This is a genomic window from Pseudomonas sp. Z2-11, from assembly GCF_054161305.1.
Map to the genome: position 1 here is coordinate 1,928,049 of NZ_CP096395.1, position 26,476 is coordinate 1,954,524.

General features: G+C 62.4%; 19 protein-coding genes, 5 tRNA genes and 1 pseudogene. 21 read left to right on the top strand and 4 right to left on the bottom strand.

Annotated features, from left to right (window positions below; genetic code table 11):
- Positions 1–16: 16 nt before the first annotated feature.
- A tRNA-Asn gene (locus M1E16_RS08655) sits at positions 17–92 on the bottom strand.
- 233 nt (positions 93–325) lie between these two features.
- Here M1E16_RS08655 and M1E16_RS08660 point away from each other — a divergent pair.
- Positions 326–553, top strand: coding sequence for a hypothetical protein (locus M1E16_RS08660; protein ID WP_305495845.1), 228 nt, complete (start codon positions 326–328; stop codon positions 551–553).
- A 264-nt stretch (positions 554–817) separates the two neighbouring features.
- Here M1E16_RS08660 and M1E16_RS08665 read toward each other — a convergent pair whose 3' ends face one another.
- Complete coding sequence (locus M1E16_RS08665; RefSeq protein ID WP_458129652.1) at positions 818–2,014, bottom strand: amino acid aminotransferase; 1,197 nt, start codon at positions 2,012–2,014, stop codon at positions 818–820.
- A gap of 332 nt (positions 2,015–2,346) precedes the next feature.
- Here M1E16_RS08665 and uvrB point away from each other — a divergent pair, with 332 nt between their 5' ends.
- The 11 genes from uvrB to M1E16_RS08720 all read left to right on the top strand — a co-directional run bounded on the left by uvrB (position 2,347) and on the right by M1E16_RS08720 (position 10,523).
- A complete protein-coding gene (gene uvrB, locus M1E16_RS08670; protein ID WP_434569222.1) occupies positions 2,347–4,362 on the top strand; it encodes an excinuclease ABC subunit UvrB in 2,016 nt (671 codons plus the stop codon).
- A gap of 230 nt (positions 4,363–4,592) precedes the next feature.
- Positions 4,593–6,074, top strand: coding sequence for a glutamate--tRNA ligase (gene gltX / locus M1E16_RS08675; protein ID WP_458129653.1), 1,482 nt, complete (start codon positions 4,593–4,595; stop codon positions 6,072–6,074).
- A 146-nt stretch (positions 6,075–6,220) separates the two neighbouring features.
- Positions 6,221–6,296 (top strand) — tRNA-Ala (locus M1E16_RS08680).
- A 78-nt stretch (positions 6,297–6,374) separates the two neighbouring features.
- Positions 6,375–6,450: transfer RNA gene (locus tag M1E16_RS08685), tRNA-Glu, on the top strand.
- A 56-nt stretch (positions 6,451–6,506) separates the two neighbouring features.
- Positions 6,507–6,582, top strand: a tRNA-Ala gene (locus tag M1E16_RS08690).
- A gap of 76 nt (positions 6,583–6,658) precedes the next feature.
- Positions 6,659–6,734 (top strand) — tRNA-Glu (locus M1E16_RS08695).
- Positions 6,735–6,913: 179 nt separating this feature from the next.
- Positions 6,914–7,453, top strand: coding sequence for a TetR/AcrR family transcriptional regulator (locus M1E16_RS08700; protein ID WP_305495839.1), 540 nt, complete (start codon positions 6,914–6,916; stop codon positions 7,451–7,453).
- Between the two features lie 27 nt (positions 7,454–7,480).
- A complete protein-coding gene (locus M1E16_RS08705) occupies positions 7,481–8,314 on the top strand; it encodes an alpha/beta fold hydrolase (RefSeq protein WP_458129654.1) in 834 nt (277 codons plus the stop codon).
- Positions 8,315–8,359: 45 nt separating this feature from the next.
- Complete coding sequence (locus tag M1E16_RS08710) at positions 8,360–8,845, top strand: acyl-CoA thioesterase (protein ID WP_434624934.1); 486 nt, start codon at positions 8,360–8,362, stop codon at positions 8,843–8,845.
- A 147-nt stretch (positions 8,846–8,992) separates the two neighbouring features.
- On the top strand, positions 8,993–9,952 hold the full coding sequence (locus M1E16_RS08715) for a tRNA dihydrouridine synthase (protein ID WP_458129655.1): 960 nt from the start codon (positions 8,993–8,995) through the stop codon (positions 9,950–9,952).
- 118 nt (positions 9,953–10,070) lie between these two features.
- A complete protein-coding gene (locus M1E16_RS08720) occupies positions 10,071–10,523 on the top strand; it encodes an Hsp20 family protein (RefSeq protein WP_434569217.1) in 453 nt (150 codons plus the stop codon).
- 212 nt (positions 10,524–10,735) lie between these two features.
- Here M1E16_RS08720 and M1E16_RS08725 read toward each other — a convergent pair whose 3' ends face one another.
- Together M1E16_RS08725 and M1E16_RS08730 are read right to left on the bottom strand one after the other, a co-directional pair.
- On the bottom strand, positions 10,736–14,014 hold the full coding sequence (locus M1E16_RS08725; RefSeq protein ID WP_434695296.1) for an EAL domain-containing protein: 3,279 nt from the start codon (positions 14,012–14,014) through the stop codon (positions 10,736–10,738).
- Positions 14,015–14,081: 67 nt separating this feature from the next.
- Positions 14,082–14,972, bottom strand: a complete 891-nt coding sequence (locus tag M1E16_RS08730) for a LysR family transcriptional regulator (RefSeq protein WP_458129656.1) — start codon at positions 14,970–14,972, stop codon at positions 14,082–14,084.
- Positions 14,973–15,129: 157 nt separating this feature from the next.
- Between M1E16_RS08730 and leuC the strand changes: the two are divergent.
- The 9 genes and pseudogenes from leuC (at position 15,130) to M1E16_RS08775 (ending at position 26,295) form a co-directional block, all read left to right on the top strand.
- A pseudogene (gene leuC, locus M1E16_RS08735) lies at positions 15,130–16,549 on the top strand (3-isopropylmalate dehydratase large subunit).
- 11 nt (positions 16,550–16,560) lie between these two features.
- A complete protein-coding gene (leuD, locus tag M1E16_RS08740) occupies positions 16,561–17,205 on the top strand; it encodes a 3-isopropylmalate dehydratase small subunit (protein WP_434624928.1) in 645 nt (214 codons plus the stop codon).
- Positions 17,206–17,362: 157 nt separating this feature from the next.
- Positions 17,363–18,127, top strand: coding sequence for a class I SAM-dependent methyltransferase (locus M1E16_RS08745; protein WP_458129657.1), 765 nt, complete (start codon positions 17,363–17,365; stop codon positions 18,125–18,127).
- 47 nt (positions 18,128–18,174) lie between these two features.
- The gene (gene leuB, locus M1E16_RS08750; protein WP_458129658.1) at positions 18,175–19,257 is read left to right on the top strand and encodes a 3-isopropylmalate dehydrogenase; all 1,083 of its coding nucleotides are present in this window, start codon (positions 18,175–18,177) and stop codon (positions 19,255–19,257) included.
- A 54-nt stretch (positions 19,258–19,311) separates the two neighbouring features.
- Complete coding sequence (gene asd / locus M1E16_RS08755) at positions 19,312–20,424, top strand: aspartate-semialdehyde dehydrogenase (RefSeq protein ID WP_434569212.1); 1,113 nt, start codon at positions 19,312–19,314, stop codon at positions 20,422–20,424.
- A gap of 246 nt (positions 20,425–20,670) precedes the next feature.
- Positions 20,671–21,681, top strand: a complete 1,011-nt coding sequence (locus M1E16_RS08760; protein WP_458129659.1) for an aspartate-semialdehyde dehydrogenase — start codon at positions 20,671–20,673, stop codon at positions 21,679–21,681.
- A gap of 208 nt (positions 21,682–21,889) precedes the next feature.
- On the top strand, positions 21,890–24,472 hold the full coding sequence (locus tag M1E16_RS08765) for a FimV/HubP family polar landmark protein (RefSeq protein WP_458129660.1): 2,583 nt from the start codon (positions 21,890–21,892) through the stop codon (positions 24,470–24,472).
- Between the two features lie 311 nt (positions 24,473–24,783).
- A complete protein-coding gene (truA, locus tag M1E16_RS08770; protein ID WP_458130297.1) occupies positions 24,784–25,608 on the top strand; it encodes a tRNA pseudouridine(38-40) synthase TruA in 825 nt (274 codons plus the stop codon).
- Positions 25,609–25,671: 63 nt separating this feature from the next.
- Positions 25,672–26,295: a phosphoribosylanthranilate isomerase gene (locus tag M1E16_RS08775; RefSeq protein WP_458129661.1), complete on the top strand. Its 624-nt coding sequence runs from the start codon at positions 25,672–25,674 to the stop codon at positions 26,293–26,295.
- Positions 26,296–26,476: the final 181 nt, after the last annotated feature.

Sequence of the window (26,476 nt, forward strand, 5' to 3'; positions counted from 1 at the left end):
TTTTTCTGTTGCTGTCTGGCTCCACGACCTGGACTCGAACCAGGGACCCAGTGATTAACAGTCACTTGCTCTACCAACTGAGCTATCGCGGAATGGCGCGTATGTTACTGATTGGAAAAGAGAAGTCAAGCATCTGTTGCGCACGGAGCGGCTTGAAGCCCATCGGTGTCCAATCAACAATTGGCAGTTACCGCGACGGCGCGAGAGGGCTACCATGGACGCCCGGAAGTGGCAGGACGCGCTGCCGGCCATTCGCCGACATCAAGGGACGCGCCATGAACCATCTGTTACCACTTCACACAATCGATTGCGCCGAGGTGTTCCTGTGAGCACCGCCCAGATCAGTCTGCCCAAGGGCGTGGGGCCTCACGCTGAAAAACTGTACGACGCCATCACCCAGGCCAGCACCCCCGAAGAACTGAACCGCGCCGGTGGCAAGGCCGAGGGTTTTGTCCTGGGGCTCGAAAGTACCAAGGCGATCAAGAGCCAGGTCGCCGAGTCGTTGTATGTCATCTACGACGATGCGGCGAGCCAGCGGGCGACGGAGCTGTAGGCTCGACGCACATGCCTGGAACAGAGAGTGCAGAGCTGGATGCTTTTTGTGGCGAGGGGATTTATCCCCGTTGGGCTGCGTAGCAGTCCTGAAGTCGTCTGGCGCGGTGGGGCAGGTTGATTGAGTCGATCTGCTTGGGAGCTGCTTCGCAGCCCAGCGGGGATAAATCCCCTCGCCACAGGTTAGGGGCACCTGACTTGGCAAGCAGATTCAAAAAAACGGGAAGCCCAATGGCTTCCCTTTTTTCATCCGAGGCCGAAAGCGTCAGATAACCTGGACGATGGCCTTGGTCACCGCATTGATGTTGTTCTGGTTCAGCGCGGCCACGCAGATGCGGCCGGTGTCCAGGGCATAGATGCCGAACTCGTTGCGCAGGCGGGTCACTTGTTCAACGGTCAGGCCGGAGTAGGAGAACATCCCGCTCTGGCGGGCGACGAAGCTGAAGTCGTGATGCGGCGCGGCCTTGGCCAGCATGTCGACCATCTGCTCACGCATGCCACGAATGCGCAGGCGCATTTCGGCCAGCTCTTCTTCCCACTGTGCGCGCAGCTCAGGGCTGTTGAGCACGGCGGCGACGATACTGGCGCCGTGGGTCGGCGGGTTGGAGTAGTTGGTGCGGATCACGCGCTTGACCTGGGACAGCACGCGGGTGCTTTCTTCCTTCGACTCGCTGACAATCGACAGCGCGCCGACACGCTCGCCGTACAGGGAGAACGACTTGGAGAACGAGCTGGAGGCGAAGAAGGTCAGGCCCGACTCGGCGAACAAGCGCACGGCCGCCGCGTCTTCGTCGATGCCTTTGCCAAAGCCTTGGTAGGCCATGTCCAGGAACGGCACGTGGTTCTTGGCCTTGACCACGGCCAGGACGTTTTTCCAGTCTTCCGGGCTCAGGTCCACGCCGGTCGGGTTGTGGCAGCAGGCATGCAGCACAACGATCGAACGGTCGGGCAGGGCGTTGAGGTCTTCCAGCAGGCCGCTGCGGTTCACGTCGTGGGTAGCGGCGTCGTAGTAACGATAGTTCTGCACCGGGAAACCGGCGGTTTCGAACAGCGCGCGGTGGTTTTCCCAGCTTGGGTCGCTGATGGCCACGACCGCGTCCGGCAGCAATTGCTTGAGGAAGTCGGCACCGATTTTCAGTGCGCCCGTGCCGCCCACGGCCTGGGTGGTAATGACGCGGCCCGATGCGATCAGCGGGGAATCCTTGCCGAACAGCAGGGTCTGGACTGCCTGGTCATAGGCGGCAATGCCGTCGATCGGCAGGTAACCGCGAGAAACATGCTGAGCCACGCGAATCGTCTCGGCTTCGACCACGGCGCGCAGCAACGGAATGCGCCCTTCCTCGTTGCAGTAAACACCCACGCCCAGGTTGACCTTATTGGTACGGGGGTCGGCGTTGAAAGCTTCGTTGAGGCCCAGGATGGGGTCGCGTGGTGCCAATTCGACAGCGGAAAACAGGCTCATTATTGCGCGGCTCTGAATGGAGGGTGAGAGGACGTGTCGCGCTCCAGCCGAATGCACTAGAGCGGTGCACAAACGGGGAGCTAGTATAGAGGCCATCACCGGACAGGGCGACAGGCTATTCGGCGTTTAGCGTAAGTATTTTCGATTTTTTTCGACCGTTAGTCCCTTCGCAGCGTCAAAGTCTGCAAGGCGTGTAGGACGTTCGTCTTGAAAGCGAAGGCAATCACCTCCACATTGTGTGCATTCCAGCTTTTTCCTCGGGCGACGTCAGTCGTTTCGGTCTTTCTCGTTCCTGTCGCCTGGCCGACGGGAGTGAACCCAGGGGTTATGTCATGTCTGAATTCCAGCTAGTCACTCGCTTCCAGCCCGCCGGCGACCAGCCGGAAGCCATCCGCCTGATGGTGGAAGGCATCGAGGCCGGGCTGGCGCACCAGACCTTGCTCGGTGTGACCGGCTCGGGCAAGACGTTCAGTATCGCCAACGTGATCGCCCAGGTGCAGCGGCCGACCCTGGTGCTGGCGCCGAACAAGACCCTGGCGGCGCAGTTGTATGGCGAGTTCAAGGCGTTTTTCCCGAACAACGCGGTCGAGTATTTCGTCTCCTACTACGACTACTACCAGCCCGAGGCTTATGTGCCTTCGTCGGACACCTTCATCGAGAAGGACGCCTCGATCAACGACCACATCGAACAGATGCGGCTGTCGGCGACCAAAGCGTTGCTTGAGCGCAAGGACGCCATCATCGTCACCACGGTGTCGTGCATCTACGGTCTGGGCAGCCCGGAAACCTATCTGAAAATGGTCCTGCACGTGGATCGTGGCGACAAACTCGACCAGCGCGCCTTGCTCCGGCGCCTGGCGGACTTGCAATACACCCGCAACGACATGGACTTCGCCCGGGCCACGTTTCGGGTGCGCGGCGATGTGATCGACATCTATCCGGCCGAATCGGACCTGGAAGCGATTCGTATCGAGCTGTTCGATGACGAGGTGGAGAGCATCTCGGCGTTCGATCCGCTGACCGGCGAGGTGATCCGCAAACTGCCACGCTTCACGTTCTACCCCAAGAGCCACTACGTGACGCCGCGGGAAACCCTGTTGGGCGCCATCGAGGGCATCAAGGCCGAGTTGCAGGAACGCCTGGAATACCTGCGTTCGAACAACAAACTGGTGGAAGCCCAGCGTCTGGAGCAGCGGACCCGGTTCGACCTGGAAATGATCCTGGAGCTGGGCTACTGCAACGGCATCGAGAACTACTCGCGCTACCTGTCGGGTCGTCCGGCGGGTGCGCCGCCGCCCACGTTGTATGACTATTTGCCGGCCGATGCCCTGCTGGTGATCGACGAATCCCACGTCAGCGTGCCTCAGGTCGGGGCCATGTACAAAGGCGACCGTTCGCGCAAGGAAACCCTGGTGGAATATGGCTTCCGCCTGCCCTCGGCGCTGGATAACCGGCCGATGCGCTTCGACGAATGGGAAGGCGTGAGCCCGCAGACGATTTTCGTCTCGGCCACGCCCGGCAACTACGAAGCCGAGCACGCCGGACGGGTGGTCGAGCAAGTGGTGCGGCCGACCGGGCTGGTGGACCCGCAGGTCGAGGTGCGCCCGGCGCTGACTCAGGTCGATGACCTGCTCTCGGAGATCACCAAGCGCGTGGCGGTGGAGGAGCGGGTGCTGGTGACCACGCTGACCAAGCGCATGGCCGAAGACCTCACCGACTACCTCGCCGACCACGGCGTGCGGGTGCGTTACCTGCACTCGGATATCGATACGGTGGAGCGGGTCGAGATCATCCGCGACCTGCGCCTGGGCACCTTCGATGTGCTGGTGGGGATCAACCTGCTGCGCGAAGGCCTGGACATGCCCGAGGTGTCGCTGGTGGCGATTCTCGACGCGGACAAGGAAGGTTTCCTGCGCTCCGAGCGCTCGTTGATCCAGACCATCGGTCGCGCGGCGCGTAACCTCAACGGCCGGGCGATCCTGTATGCCGATCGCATCACCGGCTCGATGGAGCGCGCCATCGGCGAGACCGAACGCCGTCGCGACAAGCAGATCGCTTTCAACCTGGCCAATGGCATCACGCCCAAGGGCGTGTTCAAGGATGTCGCCGACATCATGGAAGGCGCCACCGTGCCCGGTTCGCGCAGCAAGAAGCGCAAGGGCATGGCCAAGGCCGCCGAAGAGAGCGCCCGCTACGAAGCCGAACTGCGCTCGCCGAGCGAAATCACCAAGCGTATCCGGCAGTTGGAAGAGAAGATGTACCAGCTCGCCCGGGACCTGGAGTTCGAAGCAGCGGCGCAGTTGCGTGACGAGATCGGCAAGTTGCGTGAGCGGTTGCTGACTGTCTGAGGTTTTGTGGCGATGCCTAGGACCTCATCGCGAGCAAGCTCGCTCCCACATTGGACCGTGTCCAGCCCGGACAACCTGGTTCCCTGTGGGAGCGAGCTTGCTCGCGATGGCCGCGACTCGGTCTGACGACTGCCACACAAATCCTGCGCTCACTGGAGCCCCCCCACCATCGCCTGTTACCATTCGCCCCCTGTTTCATCTTCGCTTTTATATTCTTTCCGAGACATGCCATGACCACCGTCCGTACCCGCATCGCGCCTTCGCCTACTGGCGATCCCCATGTCGGCACCGCTTACATCGCCTTGTTCAACTATTGCTTTGCCAAGCAGCACGGCGGTGAGTTCATCCTGCGGATCGAGGACACCGATCAGTTGCGTTCGACCCGCGAGTCGGAACAGCAGATATTCGACGCCCTGCGCTGGCTCGGCATCGACTGGAGCGAAGGTCCGGACGTCGGCGGGCCGCACGGTCCGTACCGCCAGAGCGAGCGTGGCGAGATCTACAAGCAGTACTGCCAGCAGCTGGTGGACATGGGCCACGCGTTTCCTTGCTTCTGCACCGCCGAAGAATTGGACCAGATGCGCGCCGAGCAAATCGCCCGGGGCGAGACCCCGCGCTACGACGGCCGTGCGCTGCTGCTGTCGAAAGAAGAAGTCGACCGTCGCCTGGCCGCGGGCGAGCCTCATGTGATCCGCATGAAGGTGCCGAGCGAGGGCGTCTGCGTGGTGCCGGACATGTTGCGTGGCGATGTCGAGATCCCATGGGACCGCATGGACATGCAAGTGCTGATGAAGACCGACGGCCTGCCGACGTACTTCCTGGCCAACGTGGTCGACGACCATCTGATGGGCATCACCCATGTGCTGCGCGGCGAAGAATGGCTGCCCTCGGCACCGAAACTGATCCTGCTCTATGAGTACTTCGGCTGGGAGCAACCGCAGTTGTGCTACATGCCGCTGCTGCGTAACCCGGACAAGAGCAAGCTGTCCAAGCGCAAGAATCCGACCTCGGTGACCTTCTACGAGCGCATGGGCTTCATGCCCGAGGCGATGCTCAACTACCTGGGCCGCATGGGCTGGTCGATGCCGGACGAGCGGGAAAAGTTCTCGCTGGAGGAGATGGTCGAGCACTTCGACCTGTCCCGCGTCTCCCTGGGCGGGCCGATCTTCGACGTCGAGAAGCTGTCCTGGCTCAACGGCCAGTGGCTGCGCGACCTGCCGGTGGAAGAGTTTGCCGCGCGGGTGCAGAAGTGGGCGTTCAACCCCGAGTACATGATGAAGATCGCCCCGCACGTGCAGGGCAGGGTAGAGACCTTCAGCCAGATCGCGCCATTGGCCGGGTTCTTTTTTGCCGGCGGCGTGACCCCGGATGTGAAGCTGTTCGAATCGAAGAAGCTCTCCGGCGATCAGGTGCGGCAGTTGATGCAGTTGATCCTGTGGAAGCTGGAAAGCCTGCGCCAGTGGGAAAAGGACAGCATCACCGCGACCATCCAGGCGGTGGTTGAACACCTGGAGCTGAAATTGCGCGATGCGATGCCGCTGATGTTTGCCGCGATCACCGGCCAGGCGAGCTCGGTGTCGGTGCTCGATGCGATGGAAATCCTCGGGCCGGACCTGACCCGTTTCCGTCTGCGCCAGGCCATTGATCTGCTCGGTGGCGTGTCGAAGAAGGAGAACAAGGAGTGGGAAAAACTGCTGGGCGCGATTGCCTGAGCGGTCGATGGAACAAGGCATACCCCGGTTTTCCGGGGTTTGTCGGTAAGTGATTGTTATCCCGGCAAAAAATTTTCAATTTTGTTGAAAATAAATTTGACAGCCCTCGGATACGCCCTTAAGATTCGCCCCGTCCTCAGCGATGAGGGGCTATAGCTCAGCTGGGAGAGCGCTTGCATGGCATGCAAGAGGTCGACGGTTCGATCCCGTCTAGCTCCACCAATTTACACTTCAAGGCCTGGCCACACTGGTCTTGAAGCGATCAACACTCAGCGTTGATCAGATGTTAGAAGGGTTTGCGTCCCCTTCGTCTAGTGGCCTAGGACACCGCCCTTTCACGGCGGTAACAGGGGTTCGAGTCCCCTAGGGGACGCCAGTTTTACAGAAGCGATGTTGCAGCAGGATGTCGCTCCGCCGCGAGGCGAAAAATCCGGGGCTATAGCTCAGCTGGGAGAGCGCTTGCATGGCATGCAAGAGGTCGACGGTTCGATCCCGTCTAGCTCCACCAATTTACACTTCGAGGTCTGGCCACACCGGCCTTGAAGCGATCAGTTCTCAGCGCTGATCATGTTCAGAAGGTTTGTGTCCCCTTCGTCTAGTGGCCTAGGACACCGCCCTTTCACGGCGGTAACAGGGGTTCGAGTCCCCTAGGGGACGCCACGATTACCCGCTCTGCGGGATTTTATAAGGGTCATTCAATTCTTGAATGGCCCTTTTGTTTGTCTGGCGTTCAGCCAATTCCCTTATCCTCGATGAATCCTTCCGACCAGCGGTGAAAATTTCGCTTGCGGAAAATTATTATGAGAATAATATTTCAATCGTAATATTCGGAGGCAACGATGAGCGATAAAAAAGCACAAACCCGTGAACGCATTCTCAAGGCCGCCAGCGATGCGCTGATCCAGCGCGGGCCGGCCGAGCCGAGCGTGGGCGAGGTGATGGGCGCGGCAGGGCTGACGGTGGGCGGTTTTTATGCCCACTTCGAAAGCAAGGACGCCTTGATGCTGGAGGCGTTCAAGCAACTGCTCAATCGCCGCCGTGGCCTGATCGCCGACATGGATGCCGAGCTGACAGGCGAAGAGCGGCGCGCGTTGGTCGCGGCGTTCTACCTGTCGCGCAAACATCGTGATTCCACCGAGCAGGCGTGCCCGATCCCGGCCTCGGTCGGCGAGCTCGGGCGACTGCCGGACGCGTTTCGTGAGGTTCTCAGTGAGCATATCGAGCTGATGGTCGCGCAGTTGGCCGCCAGCCCCGAGGATGCGGATAAAGCCCTGGCCGACATTGCCTTGATGGTCGGCGGCCTGGCCCTGGCCCGGGCGTTGGGCCCGGGCGAGTTATCGGATCGTTTGCTGCGCGCCGCCAAGTCGGCGGTGCGCTGAGCTAAGGCGCAAGCCCTGGAGATGAGCATGGACAGGTTGAGCTGGACTCGTGGTGTCAATGGCACGCTTGGCCGGATAGCCCCGCGCCTGGTAGCGAAACAAATGCGCAGGGTGTTCATGAGTCCTCGGGCCCTGCCGCCGCGGGACTGGGAGCTGCCATTGCTGGCCTCGTCCGAGCGCATCACCTTGCGCTTCGGCCTGTCTGCGTTGCGCTGGGGCAAAGGCCCGGCGGTGCTGCTGATGCACGGCTGGGAAGGGCGCCCGACGCAGTTCGCGGCACTGATCAACGCGCTGGTGGAGGCCGGTTATACGGTGGTGGCGCTGGATGGGCCGGCCCATGGTCGCTCGCCGGGTCGCGAGGCCAATGTGCTGCTGTTCGCCAGGGCGATGCTTGAAGCCGCAGCCGAGTTGCCGCCGTTGCAAGCGGTGATCGGCCACTCCATGGGCGGCGCCAGTGCCATGCTGGCGGTTCAGCTTGGGTTGCGGACCGAGACACTGGTCAGCATCGCCGCGCCGGCGCGTATCCTCGGCGTCCTGCGTGGCTTCGCCCGGATGATGGGGCTGCCGCCCAGGGCGCGTTCGGCCTTTATTCGCCAGGTGGAGCAGGACGTCGGCATGCAGGCTTCGAAGATGGATGTCGCGCAATATCAGCTGGATATTCCGGGCTTGATTGTCCACGCCGAGGACGATACGTCGGTATCGGTCAAGGAATCACAACTGATCCACGAAGCCTGGTTCGACAGCCGCTTGCTGCGCCTGGGCCAGGGCGGGCATCAACGGGTACTGGCCGATCCCCGGGTCATTGATGGTGTGTTATCACTGCTGGCCGGACGCAGCCTGCAGGCGCGGCAGTCGGCCTGAGCTTCCGGTACACTGCGCCGATCCAAATTCGACCGGGAGACGGGCATGGGCTGGGATCGGGCAACGCCGTTCATCATTGATCTTCAAGTGAATGCCGAAGACATCGACGGGCTGGGTCACGCCAATAATGCGGTGTACGTTACCTGGCTGGAGCGCTGCGCGTGGCGCCATTCCCAGCGCCTGGGCCTGGACCTGGTGGAGTACCGCCGGCTTGACCGGGCCATGGCGGTGGTGCGGCATGAGATCGATTACCTGGCGGCGGCTTATGAAGGCGACGAGTTGCAGTTGGCGACCTGGATCGTCGACTGGGATCAGCGGCTGAAAATGACCCGACACTTTCAATTGGTTCGCCCCAGTGATAACGCCACATTGCTGCGCGCCCAGACCACATTTGTCTGCATCGAACTGTCCACCGGCAGGCCCAAGCGCATGCCGCCGGAGTTTATCGAGGGCTACGCAGTGGCGCTGAACCCCTGTGGGAGCGAGCCTGCTCGCGAAGGCGGCGAAACATCCAACAGCTTTGCAAGCTGACCCACCGCTTTCGCGAGCAGGCTCGCTCCCACAGTGAAAAGTGGTGAGCTCAAGTTTTTGGGCACCTCACAGGTTTTGTGGTGAATGCCGGATAGGCGAGCAAAATCCGCTAAACTGCCGCACGTTTTTTCGTTGAGTGTGTTTTCCATGCAAATTGCCCTGGCGCCCATGGAGGGGTTGGTCGACAACATCCTGCGGGACGTCCTGACCCGTGTTGGCGGTATCGACTGGTGTGTCACCGAGTTCATCCGCGTCAACGACCGTCTGCTCACGCCGGCCTATTTCCATAAGCTCGGCCCTGAACTGCTGACCGGTGCCAGGACGGCTGCCGGCGTGCCGTTGCGGGTGCAATTGCTGGGTTCCGATCCGGTGTGCCTGGCGGAAAACGCCGCGTTGGCCTGTGAGCTGGGCTCGGAAGTCATCGACCTGAATTTCGGTTGCCCGGCCAAGACGGTGAACAAATCCCGGGGCGGGGCGGTGTTGCTCAAGGAACCGGAGCTGCTCAACCAGATCGTCGAGCATGTCCGCCGCGCGGTGCCGAAACACATCCCCGTCACCGCCAAGATGCGCCTGGGCTTCGACAGCCCGGACGGTGCGCTGGTCTGCGCCACGGCCCTGGCCGAGGGCGGCGCGGCGCACATCGTCGTGCATGCGCGGACCAAGGTTGATGGCTACAAGCCGCCGGCCCACTGGGAATGGATTCCGCGGGTCCAGGACGTGGTCAAGGTGCCGGTGTTTGCCAATGGCGATATCTGGAGCGTAGAGGACTGGCGTCGTTGCCGGGAAATCAGCGGCGTCGAAGACATCATGCTCGGCCGCGGCCTGGTTTCCCGCCCTGACCTGGCCCGGCAGATCGCCGCCGCCCGGGCCGGCGAGGAGGTGGTCGAGATGTCCTGGGCTGAACTGCAGCCGATGCTCCAGGACTTCTGGATGCAAGTGGTCGAGCAACTGACGCCACGCCAGGCACCCGGTCGGTTGAAGCAATGGCTGGCGATGCTGACCCGTAATTACCCCGAGGCGGTCGAGCTGTTCAGTGCCCTGCGCCGGGAAACCGACCTGGACGCAGTGGGTCGTTTGCTGGGTGTGCAGCGCACGGAAGCGGCCTGAAAAAATTTCCGAAAAAGCTCTTGAAAAGTATTTGGTGGTCCCTAGATAGGGAGTACGCGATGCCGAATTCGGGTCGCGGAGACAAAAAACCTTGCTGAACTTTCAGGAGATTTGAATCATGAGTACTGCATTTTCGCTGGCCCCTCTGTTCCGTTCCTCGGTGGGCTTCGACCGTTTCAACGACCTGTTCGAAACCGCGCTGCGTAACGAACCGGGCAGCAGCTATCCACCCTATAACGTGGAAAAACATGGCGATGACGAATACCGCATCGTAGTCGCCGCCGCCGGTTTCCGCGAAGAGGACCTGGACCTGCAAGTGGAAAAAGGTGTGCTGACCATCAGCGGCGGCAAGCGCGAGGCCAGCAACGACAGCGTCACCTTCCTGCACCAGGGCATCGCCCAGCGTGCGTTCAAGCTGTCCTTCCGGTTGGCGGATCATATCGAGATCAAATCCGCCGGCCTGAGCAACGGTCTGTTGAGCATTGACCTGTTGCGTGTGGTGCCGGAAGAGGCGAAAGCCAAGCGCATCCCGATCAACGGTGCGCAACAGCAAGCCGCGCTGGAAAATTGATGCATCGCAGTTGAAGAAGGGCGCCGAATGGCGCCCTTTTTTGTCTTGGCAAGCAGTGAAGGATAAATTGTGGCGAGGGAGCTTGCTCCCGCTGGGCCGCGAAGCGGCCCCAAATGGTACGACTCAAACCGACCTGATACACCGAGGTGGCAGGTTTCAGGGCTGCTGCGCACCCCAGCGGGAGCAAGCTCCCTCGCCACAAAAGCTCCTAGCTAAGGCAACAACCGCTCGAACGCCTCCAGCGGCAATGGCCGGCTGTGCAGGTAACCCTGGTACAAATGACAATCGAGCCCCTGCAGGAACTTCAATTGCTCCAGCGTCTCGACGCCTTCGGCAATCATTTCCAGGTTCAGGCTGCGGGCCATGGCGACGATGGCGCGGATGATCTCGGCGTCGTTGGGGTCACTGGTGGCGTCACGTACGAACGACTGGTCGATTTTCAGCGTGTCCACCGGCAGGCGCTTGAGGTAAGTCAGCGATGAATAACCGGTGCCGAAGTCGTCCATGGCAAAGCTCACCCCCAATTTCTTCAGGCGGCGCATCTTGCCGATGGTGTCGTCCAGGTTGTGGATCACGATGCCTTCGGTGATTTCCAGCTTCAGCAGGGAATAGGGCAGGCCATGGCTGGCGAGGCTGGTTTCGATGCGCTCGACGAAGTCGCTCTGGCGGAACTGCCGGGGGCTGATATTCACGCACAGTTTGAACCGTCGGGGGTCGACCTTGCCCTTGGCGATCAGTTGTTTGAAGCCGTCGCAGGCTTCGTCGAGGATCCAGGTGCCGACTTCCAGGATCAGGCCGCTGTCCTCCAGCACCTTGATGAACTCATTGGGTGATTGCGCGCCCAGGTCCGGATGATGCCAGCGCACCAGCGCTTCGGCGCCGACGATGCGGTTGTCCCGGGCATCGACCTGTGGCTGGAAATGCACGCTGAACTCGTTGCGAGCCAGGGCCTGGCGCAGGTCGGTTTCCATGCGCAGCCGTTCGCTGGCGGCTTTTTGCATGGTGGCGTGGAACATCTGCGAGGTATTGCGTCCCGAATCCTTGGCGCGGTACAGGGCGATATCGGCGCGCTTGAGCAGGTCAGTGGGCGTGGAGCCGTGGTCCGGTATCAGCGCCATGCCGATGCTGGGGGTGACTTGCAGTCGTTGCCCATCGAGAAACATCGGCTCGGAGAGCAGTTCGCGAAGGGTGTCGGCCAGGGTCTGCACCTGCTGGCTGACCGCGCTACGCGTGCCTTCCAGGCCGCTGAGGAGCACGACGAATTCATCGCCGCCCAGGCGCGCCACGGTGTCTTCGAGGCGCACGCTGGCTTCGAGGCGCGCGGTGATGATCTTCAGCACCGTGTCGCCAACCGGATGGCCGAGCGAATCATTGATGTGCTTGAAATGGTCGAGGTCGAGGAACAGCAACGCCCCGCGCAGGTTATGGCGCTTGAGCAGGGCGATCTGCTGGCTGAGCCGGTCCAGCAGCAGCGCGCGGTTGGGCAGGTTGGTCAGCGGGTCGTGATAGGCGAGGTGACGAATCTGCGCCTCGGCGTTGCGCAGCAGGCTCACGTCACGGGCGGTCAGCAGCAGGCATGCGGTTTCGTTGAGCGTGATGGGCTCGACCGATACTTCCACCGTGAGGATTTCCCCGCGCTTGTTGCGCCCGAGCATTTCCTGGTGGAGAACGCGGCCCTTGAGCTGCAATTCGGCGAGCAGCGCCGTCCGTTGCTTTTCTTCGGCCCAGATGCCGACCTCGTAGACGGTATGGCCGATGACTTCGTCGGCGCGGTAACCGGTCAGGCGACAGAAGCCATCGTTGACCTCAAGGTAGCGGCCGCTTTCGCATTCGGTAATGGTGATCGCGTCGGGGCTGGAGTGGAATGCCTTGGCGAATTTTTCCTCGCTGGCTTTCAGTGCCGCTTCGGAGCGTTGTTGCTGGGTGATGTCCCGCAGGGTGGTGACGATGCAGGGCTGGTTGCCGACACTGATCTGCCGGCTGGAGATCACGCAGGTCAGCGGCTGGCCGTTCTTGTGGTGGACGACGATGGCGACATTGCTCAGCGACTGCTCGCGGATGACCCGTTCGATGCGCTGCAGGCTGCTGCCCGAAGCTTCCCACAGGCCGATCTCGTCGGCGCTGCGGCCCAGCACATCATTGGCCGCCCAGCCGAATGTCTGGGTAAAACTGGAGTTTATTTCCAGGAACGTGCCGTCGTCCTGGTGGGTAAGGCAAATCGGATCGGGGCTGACCTGGAACAACGTGGCGAATTTTTCTTCCGAAGCCGCCAGGCTCTGTTCGCGCTCCACCTGGTCGGTGATGTCGAGCAAGGTGCCGGCCATGCGCAGCGGGCTGCCGTCGTCGTTGCGGTAGAGACGGGCGCGACTTTCCAGGTAACGCGAGCTGCCGTCCGGCAGTTGTACGCGGTAGGTCAGCTGGTAATTGCCCGCCGGGCCTTCACGCAGGCTGCGGTAGGCGTTGCGCATGTTGTTGCGTTCTTCGGTAGGCACGCCCTCGAAAAACGCATCGAACGATTCGTGGAACGCCTGGGGCTCCAGGCCATGGAGCTGCGCGGCCCGGGCCGAGCCGTAGAGCATGCCGCTGGGGATGTGCCAGTCCCAGGTACCCAGTTGCGCCGAGTCGAGGGCCAGGTCCAGGCGCTCCTGGCTGTCCTTGAGGGCCTGTTCGGCAAGTTTGCGTTCGGTGGTGTCGAGGAAGGTGCTCAGTAAATAAGGCTGGCCTTCGAGTTCGACTTTCTGGGCGCTGAGGATACCGTTGTGGACCTGGCCGTTACTGGCGCGGAATTGCACTTCCATGCTCACCAGCTCGCCCTTGGCCTTGGTGGCCTCTACCAGTTTGGCGCGCTGCGTGGGGTCGACCCACAGGCCCAGTTCCAGGGTGGTGCGGCCGATCACATTGTGGACCGGCCAGCCGAAGAGGCTTTCGAAATACTGGTTGGCTTCGCTGATCAGCCCATCTTCCTGGCGGGTCAGCAGGACCATGTTCGGGCACAGGTGGAACAGTGTCGCGAAGCGTTTCTCCGAGCTGCGCAGCGCCTGTTCCCGTTCGCGCTGGTGGGTGATTTCGCGGATTACCCCGATCATGCGCGGGCGACCATGCTTGTCGGGCAGTACGCTGCCACTGATTTCCAGCCAGTGCAGGCTGCCATCGGGCCAGACGATGCGGTGGTGCATCGCCTGTTCCAGCGGCACGCCGGACACGGCTGCATGGAAGGCCCGCACGGCCCTGGCCCGATCCTCGGGCAGCAGCAGGTCGAGGTAGTCGACGTCCGCCGGCAATGGCTGGCGCGGGTCGAAGCCGAACAACGCCTGGGTGCCTCGGGACCAGCTGATCTGGCCGGTATCGATGTCCCACGACCAGGCCCCCAGCCGCGCTCCGTTCAGGGCGGCGAGCAACTGTGGCGCGCTTTCCCAGCTTTGCTCCGACCGTTTCGGGTCGAGCGCCTGGATACGCGGCAGGGGCGGAGTATGGTCGGCGGGTTTGGGCATTCTCTAGCGGGCCTTGGGCGGTTGAGTGTTAGGCGCAGGCGTAATGGCCCTGTAGGAGTAGCACAACTTATGCCCTTGTCCCTGGCAGATCGATTTGTGCGTCCAATAGAGCCATGAAAGCCCGTGCAGCGTTCGACAGCGTCCTTTCGGTGTGCAGGATATAGCCTAGCTGGCGACTGAGCTGTATGCCCGGCAAAGGCACACGCGCTACTTGATCATCAAGCATCGTGCGCGGCAAAACGCTCCAGGCCAGGCCGATGGAGACCATCATCTTTATGGTTTCCAGATAATTCGTGCTCATTGCGATGTTCGGCGTCAGGCCCTGGGCTTCGAACAGCCGCTGCACGATGTGGTGGGTAAACGTGTTGCCTCCCGGGAAAACCGCCGGATGAAGGGCAATGTCCGCCAGGCTGACGGCGCTGTTTTCCAGCAGGGCGTGTTCCGGCGCCACCACAAAATCCAGCGGGTCGTCCCACACGGGCGTGGCCCGTACCAGCGTGTGGGGTTCGGGGGCCAGGGTGATGACCGCCAGTTCCGCCCGGCCGTGGAGAATTTCCTCGTAGGCCACTTCCGAATCCAGGAACTGAATATCCAGTGCCACCTGGGGGTAGCGTCGGGTGAACTCCCGCAATAGCGGTGGCAGGCGGTGCAAGCCGATGTGGTGGCTGGTGGCGAGGGTCAGGCGCCCGGTCACTTCGCCGGTCAGGTTGGTCAGGGCGCGGCGGGTGTCGTCCAGCACGTTGAGGATCTGATAGGCCCGTGGCAGCAGGGCCCGACCGGCTTCGGTCAGGCTCACTTCCCGGCCCAGACGGTCGAACAGGCGCACGTTGAGCTGCTGCTCGAGGCCGGCGATACGCTTGCTGATGGCCGGTTGCGTCAGGTGCAGGCGTTCACCGGCACCGGAAAAACTGCCGGTTTCAGCAATGGCAATAAAGGCATTGAGTTTGGCGAGGTCCATGGCGTTTCTGGTCGGATTCCAGTTGGTTATGCAAAGCATGAAAAATATGAATTTGAGTTATTTAATGTAGCCTCTTACCATCAGCCTCACAAGCCAAGGGGTTATTGATCCGCTCAGGACCCAGGGCATAGAAACAAGCTGATGAGGAAACCGTCTGATGGCCGGCAAAACGCTCTACGACAAGCTCTGGGATTCGCATTTGGTCAAGCAGCGCGACGATGGCTCGGCGCTGATCTACATCGACCGTCACATCATTCACGAAGTGACCTCGCCGCAAGCCTTCGAAGGTCTGCGTCTGGCCGGGCGCAAGCCTTGGCGCATCGATGCCAACATCGCGACCCCGGACCACAACGTGCCGACCACGCCGGAGCGCAAGGGTGGCATCGAAGCCATCGCCGACCAGGTTTCGCGCCTGCAAGTCCAGACCCTTGACGACAACTGTGATGAATACGGCATCGTCGAATTCAAGATGAATGACGTCCGCCAGGGCATCGTCCACGTGATCGGCCCGGAGCAGGGCGCGACCTTGCCGGGCATGACCGTGGTCTGTGGTGACTCGCATACTTCGACCCACGGCGCCTTCGGTGCGCTGGCTCACGGTATCGGCACCTCCGAGGTCGAGCACGTGCTCGCTACCCAGTGCCTGGTCGCCAAGAAAATGAAAAACATGCTGGTGCGCGTCGAGGGCAAGCTGCCTTTCGGCGTGACCGCCAAGGACATCGTCCTGGCCGTGATCGGCAAGATCGGCACCGCCGGCGGTAACGGCCACGCCATCGAATTCGCCGGTAGCGCGATCCGCGATTTGTCCGTCGAAGGCCGCATGACCATCTGCAACATGTCCATCGAAGCCGGCGCGCGCGTCGGGTTGGTGGCTGCCGATGAAAAAAACCGTGGAATACGTCAAGGGCCGGCCGTTCTCCCCGAAAGGCGCCGAATGGGACATGGCGGTCGAAGCCTGGAAAGACCTGGTCTCCGACCCGGACGCCAGGTTCGACACCGTGGTCGAGCTCGACGCGACGCAGATCAAGCCGCAAGTCAGCTGGGGCACGTCGCCGGAAATGGTCCTGGCCGTGGACCAGAACGTGCCGGATCCGGCCAAGGAAATGGACCTGGTCAAGCGTGACTCCATCGTCCGCGCCTTGAAATACATGGGCCTGAGCGCCAACCAGGCGATCACCGACATTCAGCTCGACCGTGTGTTCATCGGTTCCTGCACCAACTCGCGGATCGAAGACTTGCGCGCCGCAGCCGTGATCGCCAAGGGCCGCAAGGTTGCCTCGACGATCAAGCAGGCGATCGTGGTGCCGGGCTCGGGGCTGGTGAAAGCCCAGGCCGAAGCGGAAGGGCTGGACAAGATTTTCCTCGAGGCCGGTTTCGAATGGCGCGAGCCAGGCTGCTCGATGTGCCTGGCGATGAACCCGGATCGCCTGGAGTCGGGCGAGCACTGCGCCTCGACGTCCAACCGAAACTTCGAAGGCCGCCAGGGCGCCGGTGGGCGTACGCACCTGGTGAGCCCGGCGATGGCCGCCGCCGCTGCCGTCAACGGCCGTTTTGTCGATGTCCGCGAATTGATCTGAAGGAGCGCAGCATGAAAGCTTTCACCCAGCACACCGGTCTTGTCGCGCCTTTGGATCGTGCCAACGTCGACACCGACCAGATCATCCCCAAGCAATTCCTGAAGTCCATCAAACGCACCGGCTTCGGCCCGAACCTGTTTGACGAATGGCGTTACCTGGATGTGGGCCAGCCGTACCAGGACAACTCCAAGCGGCCGTTGAACAAGGACTTCGTGCTCAATGCCGCGCGTTACCAAGGCGCCAGCGTATTGCTGGCCCGCGAGAACTTCGGTTGCGGCTCGAGCCGCGAGCACGCGCCATGGGCCCTGGAAGAGTACGGTTTTCGCAGCATCATCGCGCCGAGCTACGCCGACATCTTCTTCAACAACAGCTTCAAGAACGGCCTGCTGCCGATCATTCTCAGCGATGCCGAAGTGGACGAGCTGTTCCAGCAGGTCGAGGCCAACCCTGGCTATCAACTGCAGATCGACCTGGCGGCCCAGACCGTGACCCGTCCCGACGGCAAGGTGCTGGGTTTTGAAATCGACGCGTTCCGCAAGCACTGCCTGCTCAACGGCCTGGACGACATCGGCCTGACCCTGCAGGACGGCGAGGCGATTGCCGCGTTCGAAGCCAAGCACCGGGCGAGCCAGCCTTGGTTGTTTCGTGATGCTTGATTGATGTGAGATTGATGTAGTCAGTGCTGGCCTCTTCGCGAGCAGGCTCGCTCCCACATTGGATTTGCGGCGTTCACAAAACCTCTGTGGGAGCGAGCCTGCTCGCGAAGACGGCAAGACTGACACCACAAGGCTCCAATCCCAAAAGGAAGTACCCATGACCAGCACCGCCCACAGCCAAGTCGTACAAAAGCAATTCGGCGAACAGGCCTCGGCCTACCTGAGCAGCGCCGTGCACGCCCAGGGCGCCGAATTCGCGCTGCTACTGGCCGAGCTGGCCGGTCACGCCAATGCCCGTGTGCTGGACCTGGGCTGTGGCGCCGGGCATGTGAGCTTCCATGTGGCGCCGCTGGCCGGCGAGGTGGTGGCCTACGACCTGTCCCAGCAGATGCTCGACGTGGTTGCCGCGGCGGCGGCCGAGCGTGGCCTGGGCAATATCGGCACGGTACGTGGCGCCGCCGAGCGGCTGCCGTTCGCCGACGGCGAGTTCGACTTCGTGTTCAGCCGCTATTCGGCGCATCATTGGAGTGACCTGGGCCTGGCTTTGCGGGAGGTGCGCCGGGTGCTCAAGCCGGGCGGCGTAGCGGCGTTCATTGATATCCTGTCGCCGGGCATGCCGCTGCTCGATACCTACCTGCAAAGCGTCGAAGTGCTGCGGGACACCAGCCATGTGCGCGACTATTCGGCTGCCGAGTGGTTGCAGCAGGTCAGCGACGCGGGACTGCACACCCGTAGCACCTCGCGCCAGCGTCTGCGCCTGGAATACCGTTCGTGGGTCGAGCGCATGCGTACTCCGGAGGTAATGCGGGCGGCGATTCTCGAGCTGCAGCGCTCGATGGGCGATGAAGTGCGTGAATATTTTCAGATTGAGGCCGATGGATCGTTCAGTACGGATGTACTGGTGCTGTGGGCCGAGCGATAGCATTTTTCCCGGCTAGCCCAAGGGCGCCGACAGTTAATGAGGAAAGCATGAGCAAGCAGATTCTGATTCTCCCAGGTGATGGCATCGGCCCGGAAATCATGGCCGAGGCGGTCAAGGTCCTGGAGCTGGCGAACGCCAAGTACGGCCTGGGCTTCGAACTCAGCCACGACGTGATCGGTGGCGCCGCCATCGACAAGCACGGCGTGCCGCTGGCAGATGAAACCCTGGACCGTGCCCGTGCCGCCGGTGCCGTGCTGCTGGGCGCCGTGGGCGGGCCGAAATGGGACAAGATCGAACGCGACATCCGCCCCGAGCGCGGGCTGCTGAAGATCCGCGCGCAACTGGGCCTGTTCGGCAACCTGCGTCCGGCGATCCTTTATCCGCAACTGGCCGATGCATCGAGCCTGAAGCCGGAAATCGTCTCCGGCCTGGACATCCTCATCGTGCGTGAGCTGACCGGCGGTATCTACTTCGGTGCCCCGCGCGGTACCCGTGAGCTGGAAAACGGCGAGCGCCAGGCCTACGACACCCTGCCGTACAGCGAAAGCGAAATCCGCCGTATCGCCCGGGTCGGCTTCGACATGGCCCGCGTGCGTGGCAAGAAGCTGTGCTCGGTGGACAAGGCCAACGTGCTGGCGTCCAGCCAACTGTGGCGCGAAGTGGTCGAGCAGGTGGCCAAGGATTATCCGGACATCGAGCTGAGCCACATGTACGTCGACAACGCCGCGATGCAACTGGTGCGCGCGCCGAAGCAGTTCGATGTGATCGTCACCGACAACATGTTCGGCGACATCCTGTCCGACGAAGCGTCGATGCTCACCGGTTCCATCGGCATGCTGCCGTCGGCCTCCCTGGATGCCAACAACAAAGGCATGTACGAGCCGTGCCACGGTTCGGCGCCGGACATTGCCGGGCAGGGCATTGCCAACCCGTTGGCGACCATCCTGTCGGTGTCGATGATGCTGCGCTACAGCTTCAACTTGAACGATGCCGCCGACGCGATTGAAAAAGCCGTCAGCGTGGTCCTGGACCAGGGCTTGCGCACCGGCGACATCTGGTCACAAGGTTGCACCAAGGTCGGTACGCAGCAAATGGGCGATGCAGTAGTCGCGGCGCTGCGGAATCTGTAATCTTTCGGGCCCACCGCTTCGACGGTGGCCCACTTTTGTATAGGTGTAGTTGCGATGAAACGTGTAGGTCTGATCGGTTGGCGCGGCATGGTCGGTTCCGTGCTCATGCAGCGAATGCTGGAAGAGCAGGATTTCGATCTCATTGAGCCGGTGTTTTTCACCACCTCCAACGTCGGTGGCCAGGGCCCGTCCGTGGGCAAGGACACCGGTGTGCTTAAGGATGCCTACAGCATCGAAGAGCTCAAGACCCTCGACGTGATCCTGACCTGCCAGGGCGGCGACTACACCAGCGAAGTGTTTCCCAAGCTGCGTGAAGCCGGCTGGCAGGGTTACTGGATCGACGCCGCTTCCAGCCTGCGCATGCAGGATGACGCGGTGATCATCCTCGACCCGGTCAACCGCAAGGTCATCGACCAGCAACTGGACGCAGGCACCAAGAACTACATCGGCGGCAACTGCACCGTCAGCCTGATGCTGATGGGCCTGGGTGGCCTGTTCGAGGCTGGCCTGGTGGAATGGATGAGCGCCATGACCTATCAGGCGGCTTCCGGTGCCGGCGCGCAGAACATGCGCGAACTGATCAAGCAGATGGGCGCGACCCACGCCGCTGTCGCCGATGACCTGGCCAACCCGGCCAGCGCCATCCTCGACATCGACCGCAAGGTCGCCGAGGCGATGCGCAGCGATGCCTACCCGACCGAGAACTTCGGCGTGCCGCTGGCTGGCAGCCTGATCCCGTGGATCGACAAGGAACTGCCTAACGGCCAGAGCCGTGAAGAGTGGAAGGCCCAGGCCGAAACCAACAAGATTCTCGGTCGCTTCAAGAGCCCGATCCCGGTGGACGGCATCTGTGTGCGCATCGGCGCCATGCGCTGCCACAGCCAGGCGCTGACCATCAAGCTGAACAAGGACGTGCCGATCGCCGACATCGAAGGGTTGATCAGCCAGCACAACCCTTGGGTCAAGCTGGTGCCGAACAACCGCGAAACCAGCATTCAAGAGCTGAGCCCGACCAAGGTCACCGGCACCCTGAACGTGCCGGTGGGCCGCCTGCGCAAACTGAACATGGGCTCGCAGTTCGTCGGTGCGTTCACCGTCGGCGACCAGCTGCTGTGGGGCGCGGCCGAGCCGCTGCGGCGCATGCTGCGGATCCTGCTCGAGCGTTGATCGGTTGCTGCTGTTGAAGAACCCGTGCCTTGCGAGAGGCACGGGTTTTTTTATATTGGTTTGGTGAAATCCCCGTGGCGAGGGAGCTTGCTCCCGCTGGGCTGCGCAGCAGCCCCAAAATTCTGGCGGTTGCTACGCAACCGAGCGGGAGCAAGCTCCCTCGCCACGAGTTCTCTTGTGTCCAATTGCTTGCCCGCCAACCACCCGGTAAAGTGCCGCTCCCCACGTTTTACCTGAGGTAGACCCATGAGCCAGTCCTTTGATATTGCCGTGATCGGCGCCACCGGTACTGTCGGCGAAACCCTGGTGCAGATCCTCGAAGAGCGGGATTTTCCGATCGGCACCCTGCACCTGCTGGCGAGCAGCGAATCGGCGGGAAGCTCGGTGCTGTTTCGCGGCAAGAACGTGCGGGTGCGCGAGGTCGATGAATTCGATTTCGGCAAGGTCCAACTGGTGTTCTTCGCCGCCGGCCCGGCGGTCACCCTGAGTTTTGCCCCGCGCGCCACGGCCGCCGGTTGTGCGCTGATCGACCTCTCCGGCGCGCTGCCGCCGGAGCAGGCGCCGCAGATCGTGCCAGAGGCCAACGCCCGGTTGCTGGCCGGCCTGAGCAAACCGTTCCAGGTCAGCAGCCCCAGCGCCTCGGCCACTGCGCTCGCCGTGGTGCTGGCGCCGCTGCGCGATTGCCTGGACCTGCAACGCATCAGCCTGACCGCCAGTCTCGCCGTCTCCGCCCAGGGGCGCGCAGCGGTGAGCGAGTTGGCGCGCCAGACCGCCGAGTTGCTCAATGCCCGTCCGCTGGAGCCGAAATTCTTCGATCGGCAGATGGCGTTCAACCTGCTGGCCCAGGTCGGTGTCCCGGATGAGCAGGGTCATACGCTGCTGGAGAAGCGCCTGGTCCACGAGCTGCGCCAAGTGCTTGCGCAACCTTTGTTAAAGATTTCCGTCACTTGCATTCAAGCGCCGGTGTTTTTCGGCGATAGCTTTAGCGTGACCGTACAGTCCGCGAGCGCCGTTGACCTGGCGAAGGTCAACGCAGCCCTGGAGGCGGCGCCCGGAATTGAGCTGGTGGAGGCGGGTGACTACCCGACGCCGGTGGGCGATGCGGTCGGCCAAGATGTGGTTTATGTCGGGCGTGTGCGCGGTGGCGTGGACGATCCGGCGGAACTGAATCTGTGGCTGACGGCGGATAACGTGCGCAAGGGCGCGGCGCTCAATGCCGTGCAGGTGGCTGAGTTGTTGATAAAAGACTTGCTGTAAAAGATACTTGGCAACAATTTGTCGAATGAGTCTAGCTGGGCGCTATGCTTGGCCAGAGTGCTGAAGGCGAACCTCCTCCCCGGGGCGTCCTCGGGCATGAGTGAAACGATCGCGCGCGCCGTCGCTTCGGGGCTGCGCGCAATGCCTTACGGCAGCGGCATCAACACCTTCTCGCTGGCCGAGGAATGTTCAAACAAAGGAAGAGGCTATGGTTCAAGTTCGCAAACTGGTGTTAGCAATAGCGGCCGCCTCGGCGCTGTCCTCCGGTATGGCGCAAGCGCTCGGGCTCGGGGAGTTGACCCTGAAGTCGCCGCCGAACCAGCCTTTGGTCGCCGAGATCGAGCTGCTCGATGTCCAGCAACTGACCGCCGCCGAAGTCGTGCCGAGCCTGGCTCCTCCCGAAGAGTTCGCCAAGGCGGGCATTGACCGCCAAGCCTTCCTCAATGACCTGAGCTTCACCCCGGTGATCAACGCCAACGGCCGCAGTGTCCTGCGGGTGACGTCCAGCCGGCCGCTGTCCGAGCCGATGGTCAAGTTCCTGGTGCAGGTGATGTGGCCCAACGGCCGCTTGCTGCGCGACTACAGCGTGCTGCTCGATCCGTCCAAATTCTCGCCGCAGGCCGCCGATGCTGCGCGGGCGAAGCCGTCCCAAGCGGTTTCCACACCGGTCACCGGGGCCACCAAGCCGTCCCAATACACCACCACGCCGCGCGACACCCTGTGGGAAATCGCCGCCAAGGTGCGCAACGGCGGTTCGGTGCAACAGACCATGCTGGCGATTCAGGCGCTGAACCCGAATGCCTTCATCAATGGCAATATCAACCTGCTCAAGACCGGTCAGGTGTTGCGCCTGCCGGATCCGGTGCAGAGCACGGCGCTGCCGCAACCCCAGGCCATCGCCGAAGTGGCTGCACAGAACGCCGCCTGGCGCCAGGGGCGTCGGGGTGTGGCGGGTAACGGCCGGCAACAGTTGGACGCGACCAAGCGGGGCGCTGCCGAGGGCGCGCCAGCCCAGGCCGCCGCGCGCGACAACCTGAGCCTGGTCTCCGCCGAGTCGGCGAAGGCGGGCGCCAAGGGCAAGGGCGCTGCCGGTGATGCCCAGGCACTGAGCAACCAGCTTGCAGTGACTCAGGAGAGCCTGGATGCGGCTCGTCGCGACAACGAAGAACTGAAAAGCCGTATGGCTGACCTGCAGAGCCAACTGGACAAGCTGCAGCGTCTGATCGAGCTGAAAAACAACCAACTGGCGAAAATGCAGGCTGATGGCGCTGCTGTACCGCCTGCGGGCGAGTCGACCCCGACGATGTCGGCCGAGCTGACCCCGGCGCCGTCGGCGCAGCCACCGGTGTCAACACCCGCACCCGAGGCCGCCCCGGAAGCGACGCCGCCCGCCGCACCGGTCGAGCCGACAGCTGCCGCTTCCGATGAAAAGAAATACAACGACCTGCTGACCAATCCGATCCTCCTGGGGCTGATTGGCGGCGGCGCGTTGATCCTGTTGCTGCTTCTGTTGCTGCTTGCCCGTCGCCGCAAGGCCCAGCAGGAAGCGGAGAAACATCTGCGCATGGCCCGAGCCCTCGAGGAGGAGGCCGACTTCTCCCCGGAGCTCGATCTGCCCCCGAGCAGCTTCGAGGGCATTGAGGTTCCACCACCTAGCGTAAAACTCGAACCCAAGCCAGCCCCGGCGCCAGCGCCCAAGCCGGCTCCGGTGATTGCGCCAGTGATTGTCACGCCGCCCATTGCCGCACCATTGGTGGCCCCGGCCGCCGATCGTTCCGACGACGTTCTGCCTCAGGCCCAGTCGCACATCGATCGCGGTCGTTTGAACCAGGCGGCCGATCTGCTGGAGCAAGGCATCAAGGCTGAGCCTCAGCGCAGCGATCTGCGTTTGAAGTTGATGGAGGTCTACGGTCAACAGGGCGACCGAGACGCCTTTGTGGCCCAGGAACGCCAACTGGTCGCCAATGGTGAAAACTACGCCCAGGTCGAACAGCTCAAGAGCCGTTTCCCAGCCATGGCGGTCGCCGCTGGCGCAGGCCTGGCAGCCGCAGCCGTGGCTGCCGAACTGGATGCGCAGTACGTCAAGGAACTGCTGGAAGACAAGCCGGCGACCGATGAAGAACTCGACAACGCTTTTGACCTGAGCCTGGACGACTTTGATACGACGCCCGCAGCGCCGGCACCCGAGCCGCTCAACGAACTGGACGCGTTTCCGGAAGACGATGACCTGAGTTTCGAGTCGGTGCTCAAGCAGCAGACCGAGGCCAACGAAAGCCTCGACGACCTGTCGGAGTTCGACCTGGACCTGGGCGCCGACGCTCCGGCACCCGCCCTGGAGGATGACGACTTCCTGCTGGGCCTGGAGGATGACCTCAAGGGTCTTGACGTCCCGGCTGCCGAAACGCCGGCCCTGAACGACACCCCGGCCGACGATCTTGAGCTGCCGGCGGATTTCGACCTGTCCCTGGCGGACGAAATGGATGCCCATGACCAGCCCAAGGATGCCTTCGAATCCGAGCTGGATGATGTCAACGCCGAGCTGGATCGTTTGTCCGACAGCCTCGGTCAGCCGACCTTCACGGCCGATGATGCCTTGGCGACTGCTGACGACGAGCCGGATTTCGACTTCCTCAGCGGCACCAACGAAGTGGCGACCAAGCTCGATCTGGCCCAGGCCTACATCGACATGGGCGACGACGATGGCGCCCGGGATATCCTCGGCGAAGTCCTCAACGAAGGCGATGCCACGCAGAAGAGTGAAGCGCAGGAAATGTTGTCGCGCCTGGCTTGAGGTGATGGGTTAAACAACAACGGCAGCCGGTGAGGCTGCCGTTTTTGTTTGCAGGGGATTGACGCTGCTCTTGTGGCGAGGGAGCTTGCTCCCGCTCGAGTGCGCAGCGCTCGCAAAAAATAGCCGACGCACCAAGGGAGGGGCTGCTGCGCAGCCCAGCGGGAGCAAGCTCCCTCGCCACAAGGGCCAGACCTTTGAGCACAGACCACCGGTTGCACTGGCATCGCGCCCCGCCCGCCTTATAATGCCCGCCTTTGCGTACCTCAGCAGGCTGTAATTCCTTGGCAAACATAGACAACCCGGCCGCAGAAATGGCGGCCGACGGCTTTTTCCGGATCGCCCTGGGCGTTGAATACAAAGGCTCGCGCTATCGCGGCTGGCAGCGTCAGGCCTCCGGTGTCCTGACGGTGCAGGAAACCCTTGAAAATGCCCTGTCCAAAGTCGCCGACTCGTCCGTGTCGCTGCATTGCGCCGGGCGTACCGATGCCGGCGTGCATGCGTGCGGGCAGGTGGTGCATTTTGATACCCAGGTCGAGCGCTCGATGAAGGCCTGGGTCATGGGCGCCAATATCAACTTGCCGCACGATGTCAGCGTCAGTTGGGCCAAGGCCATGCCGGCGCATTTCCATGCACGCTTCAAGGCCATCGCCCGGCGTTATCGCTATGTGATCTACAACGACCAGATCCGCCCGGCGCACCTGAACGAAGAAATCACCTGGAACCACCGCCCGCTGGACGTCGAACGCATGGCCGAGGCTGCGCAATATCTGGTCGGCGTCCACGACTTCAGCGCCTTCCGCGCCGGTCAATGCCAGGCCAAATCGCCGATCAAGGAGCTGCATCACTTGCGCGTGACCCGTCACGGCAAGATGATCGTGCTCGACATCCGTGCCAGCGCCTTCCTGCATCACATGGTGCGCAACATCGCCGGCGTGCTGATGACCATCGGCGCAGGCGAGCGACCGGTGGAGTGGATCAAGGAAGTACTGGAAAGCCGCATCCGTCGTTCCGGAGGCGTCACGGCGCATCCGTTTGGCCTGTACCTGGTGCAGGTGGAATATCACGATGAATTCGAACTGCCGGAGCGTTACATCGGGCCGCATTTCCTGACAGGCTTCTCGGAACTCGACGGCTGACGCCTTCCGTTGCATTTGTTACCATCCTGGACTTTCATGGAATTGCCTGAGGTTTTCCCCATCATGCCGGTCGTTCGCAGCAAGATATGCGGGATCACTCGCGTCGAGGACGCGCTGGCGGCGGCCGAGGCCGGGGCGGACGCCATCGGGCTGGTGTTTTACGCCAAGAGTCCGCGGGCGGTGACGGTGCAGCAGGCGAGGGCGATCATCCAGGCCTTGCCGCCATTCGTGACGCCGGTCGGTCTGTTCGTCAACGCCAGCCGTTGCGAGCTGGGCGAGATACTCGATGCGGTGCCGTTGGCGCTGTTGCAGTTCCATGGCGACGAGACGCCAGCCGATTGTGAAGGCTGGCATCGCCCTTATATCAAGGCCCTGCGGGTCAAGGCCGGCGACGACATTGCCGCGGCTTGCGAGGCCTTTGCCGGTGCCAGCGGGATCTTGCTGGACACCTACGTCGAGGGCGTTCCCGGCGGGACCGGCGAAGCGTTCGACTGGACGCTGGTCCCGCAAGATCTTGCCAAGCCGATCATCCTCGCCGGTGGCCTGACGCCCGACAACGTGGCGGCAGCCATTGCCCAGGTCCGCCCCTATGCGGTGGACGTCAGTGGTGGCGTGGAGCAGGCCAAGGGCCTCAAGGATCCGGCAAAGATTCGCGCGTTCATGGCCGCTGTGCGCAGCAGCCAGTAGTCAATGTGACGGCTGGCAGACTGCCGCCGTCCATACCTGCACTGTACAAAGCAGGCAGGCGCCGCCTCCGGGCGGGCCGATAGCGTAGTGGCAATCGCCGTGCAGCGATTGTCGGGATGGCAGGGTATGGTGGGGCTGGACGCAGGTCATGTTTCGCGCTGACCGCGACGGTCCGCAACCC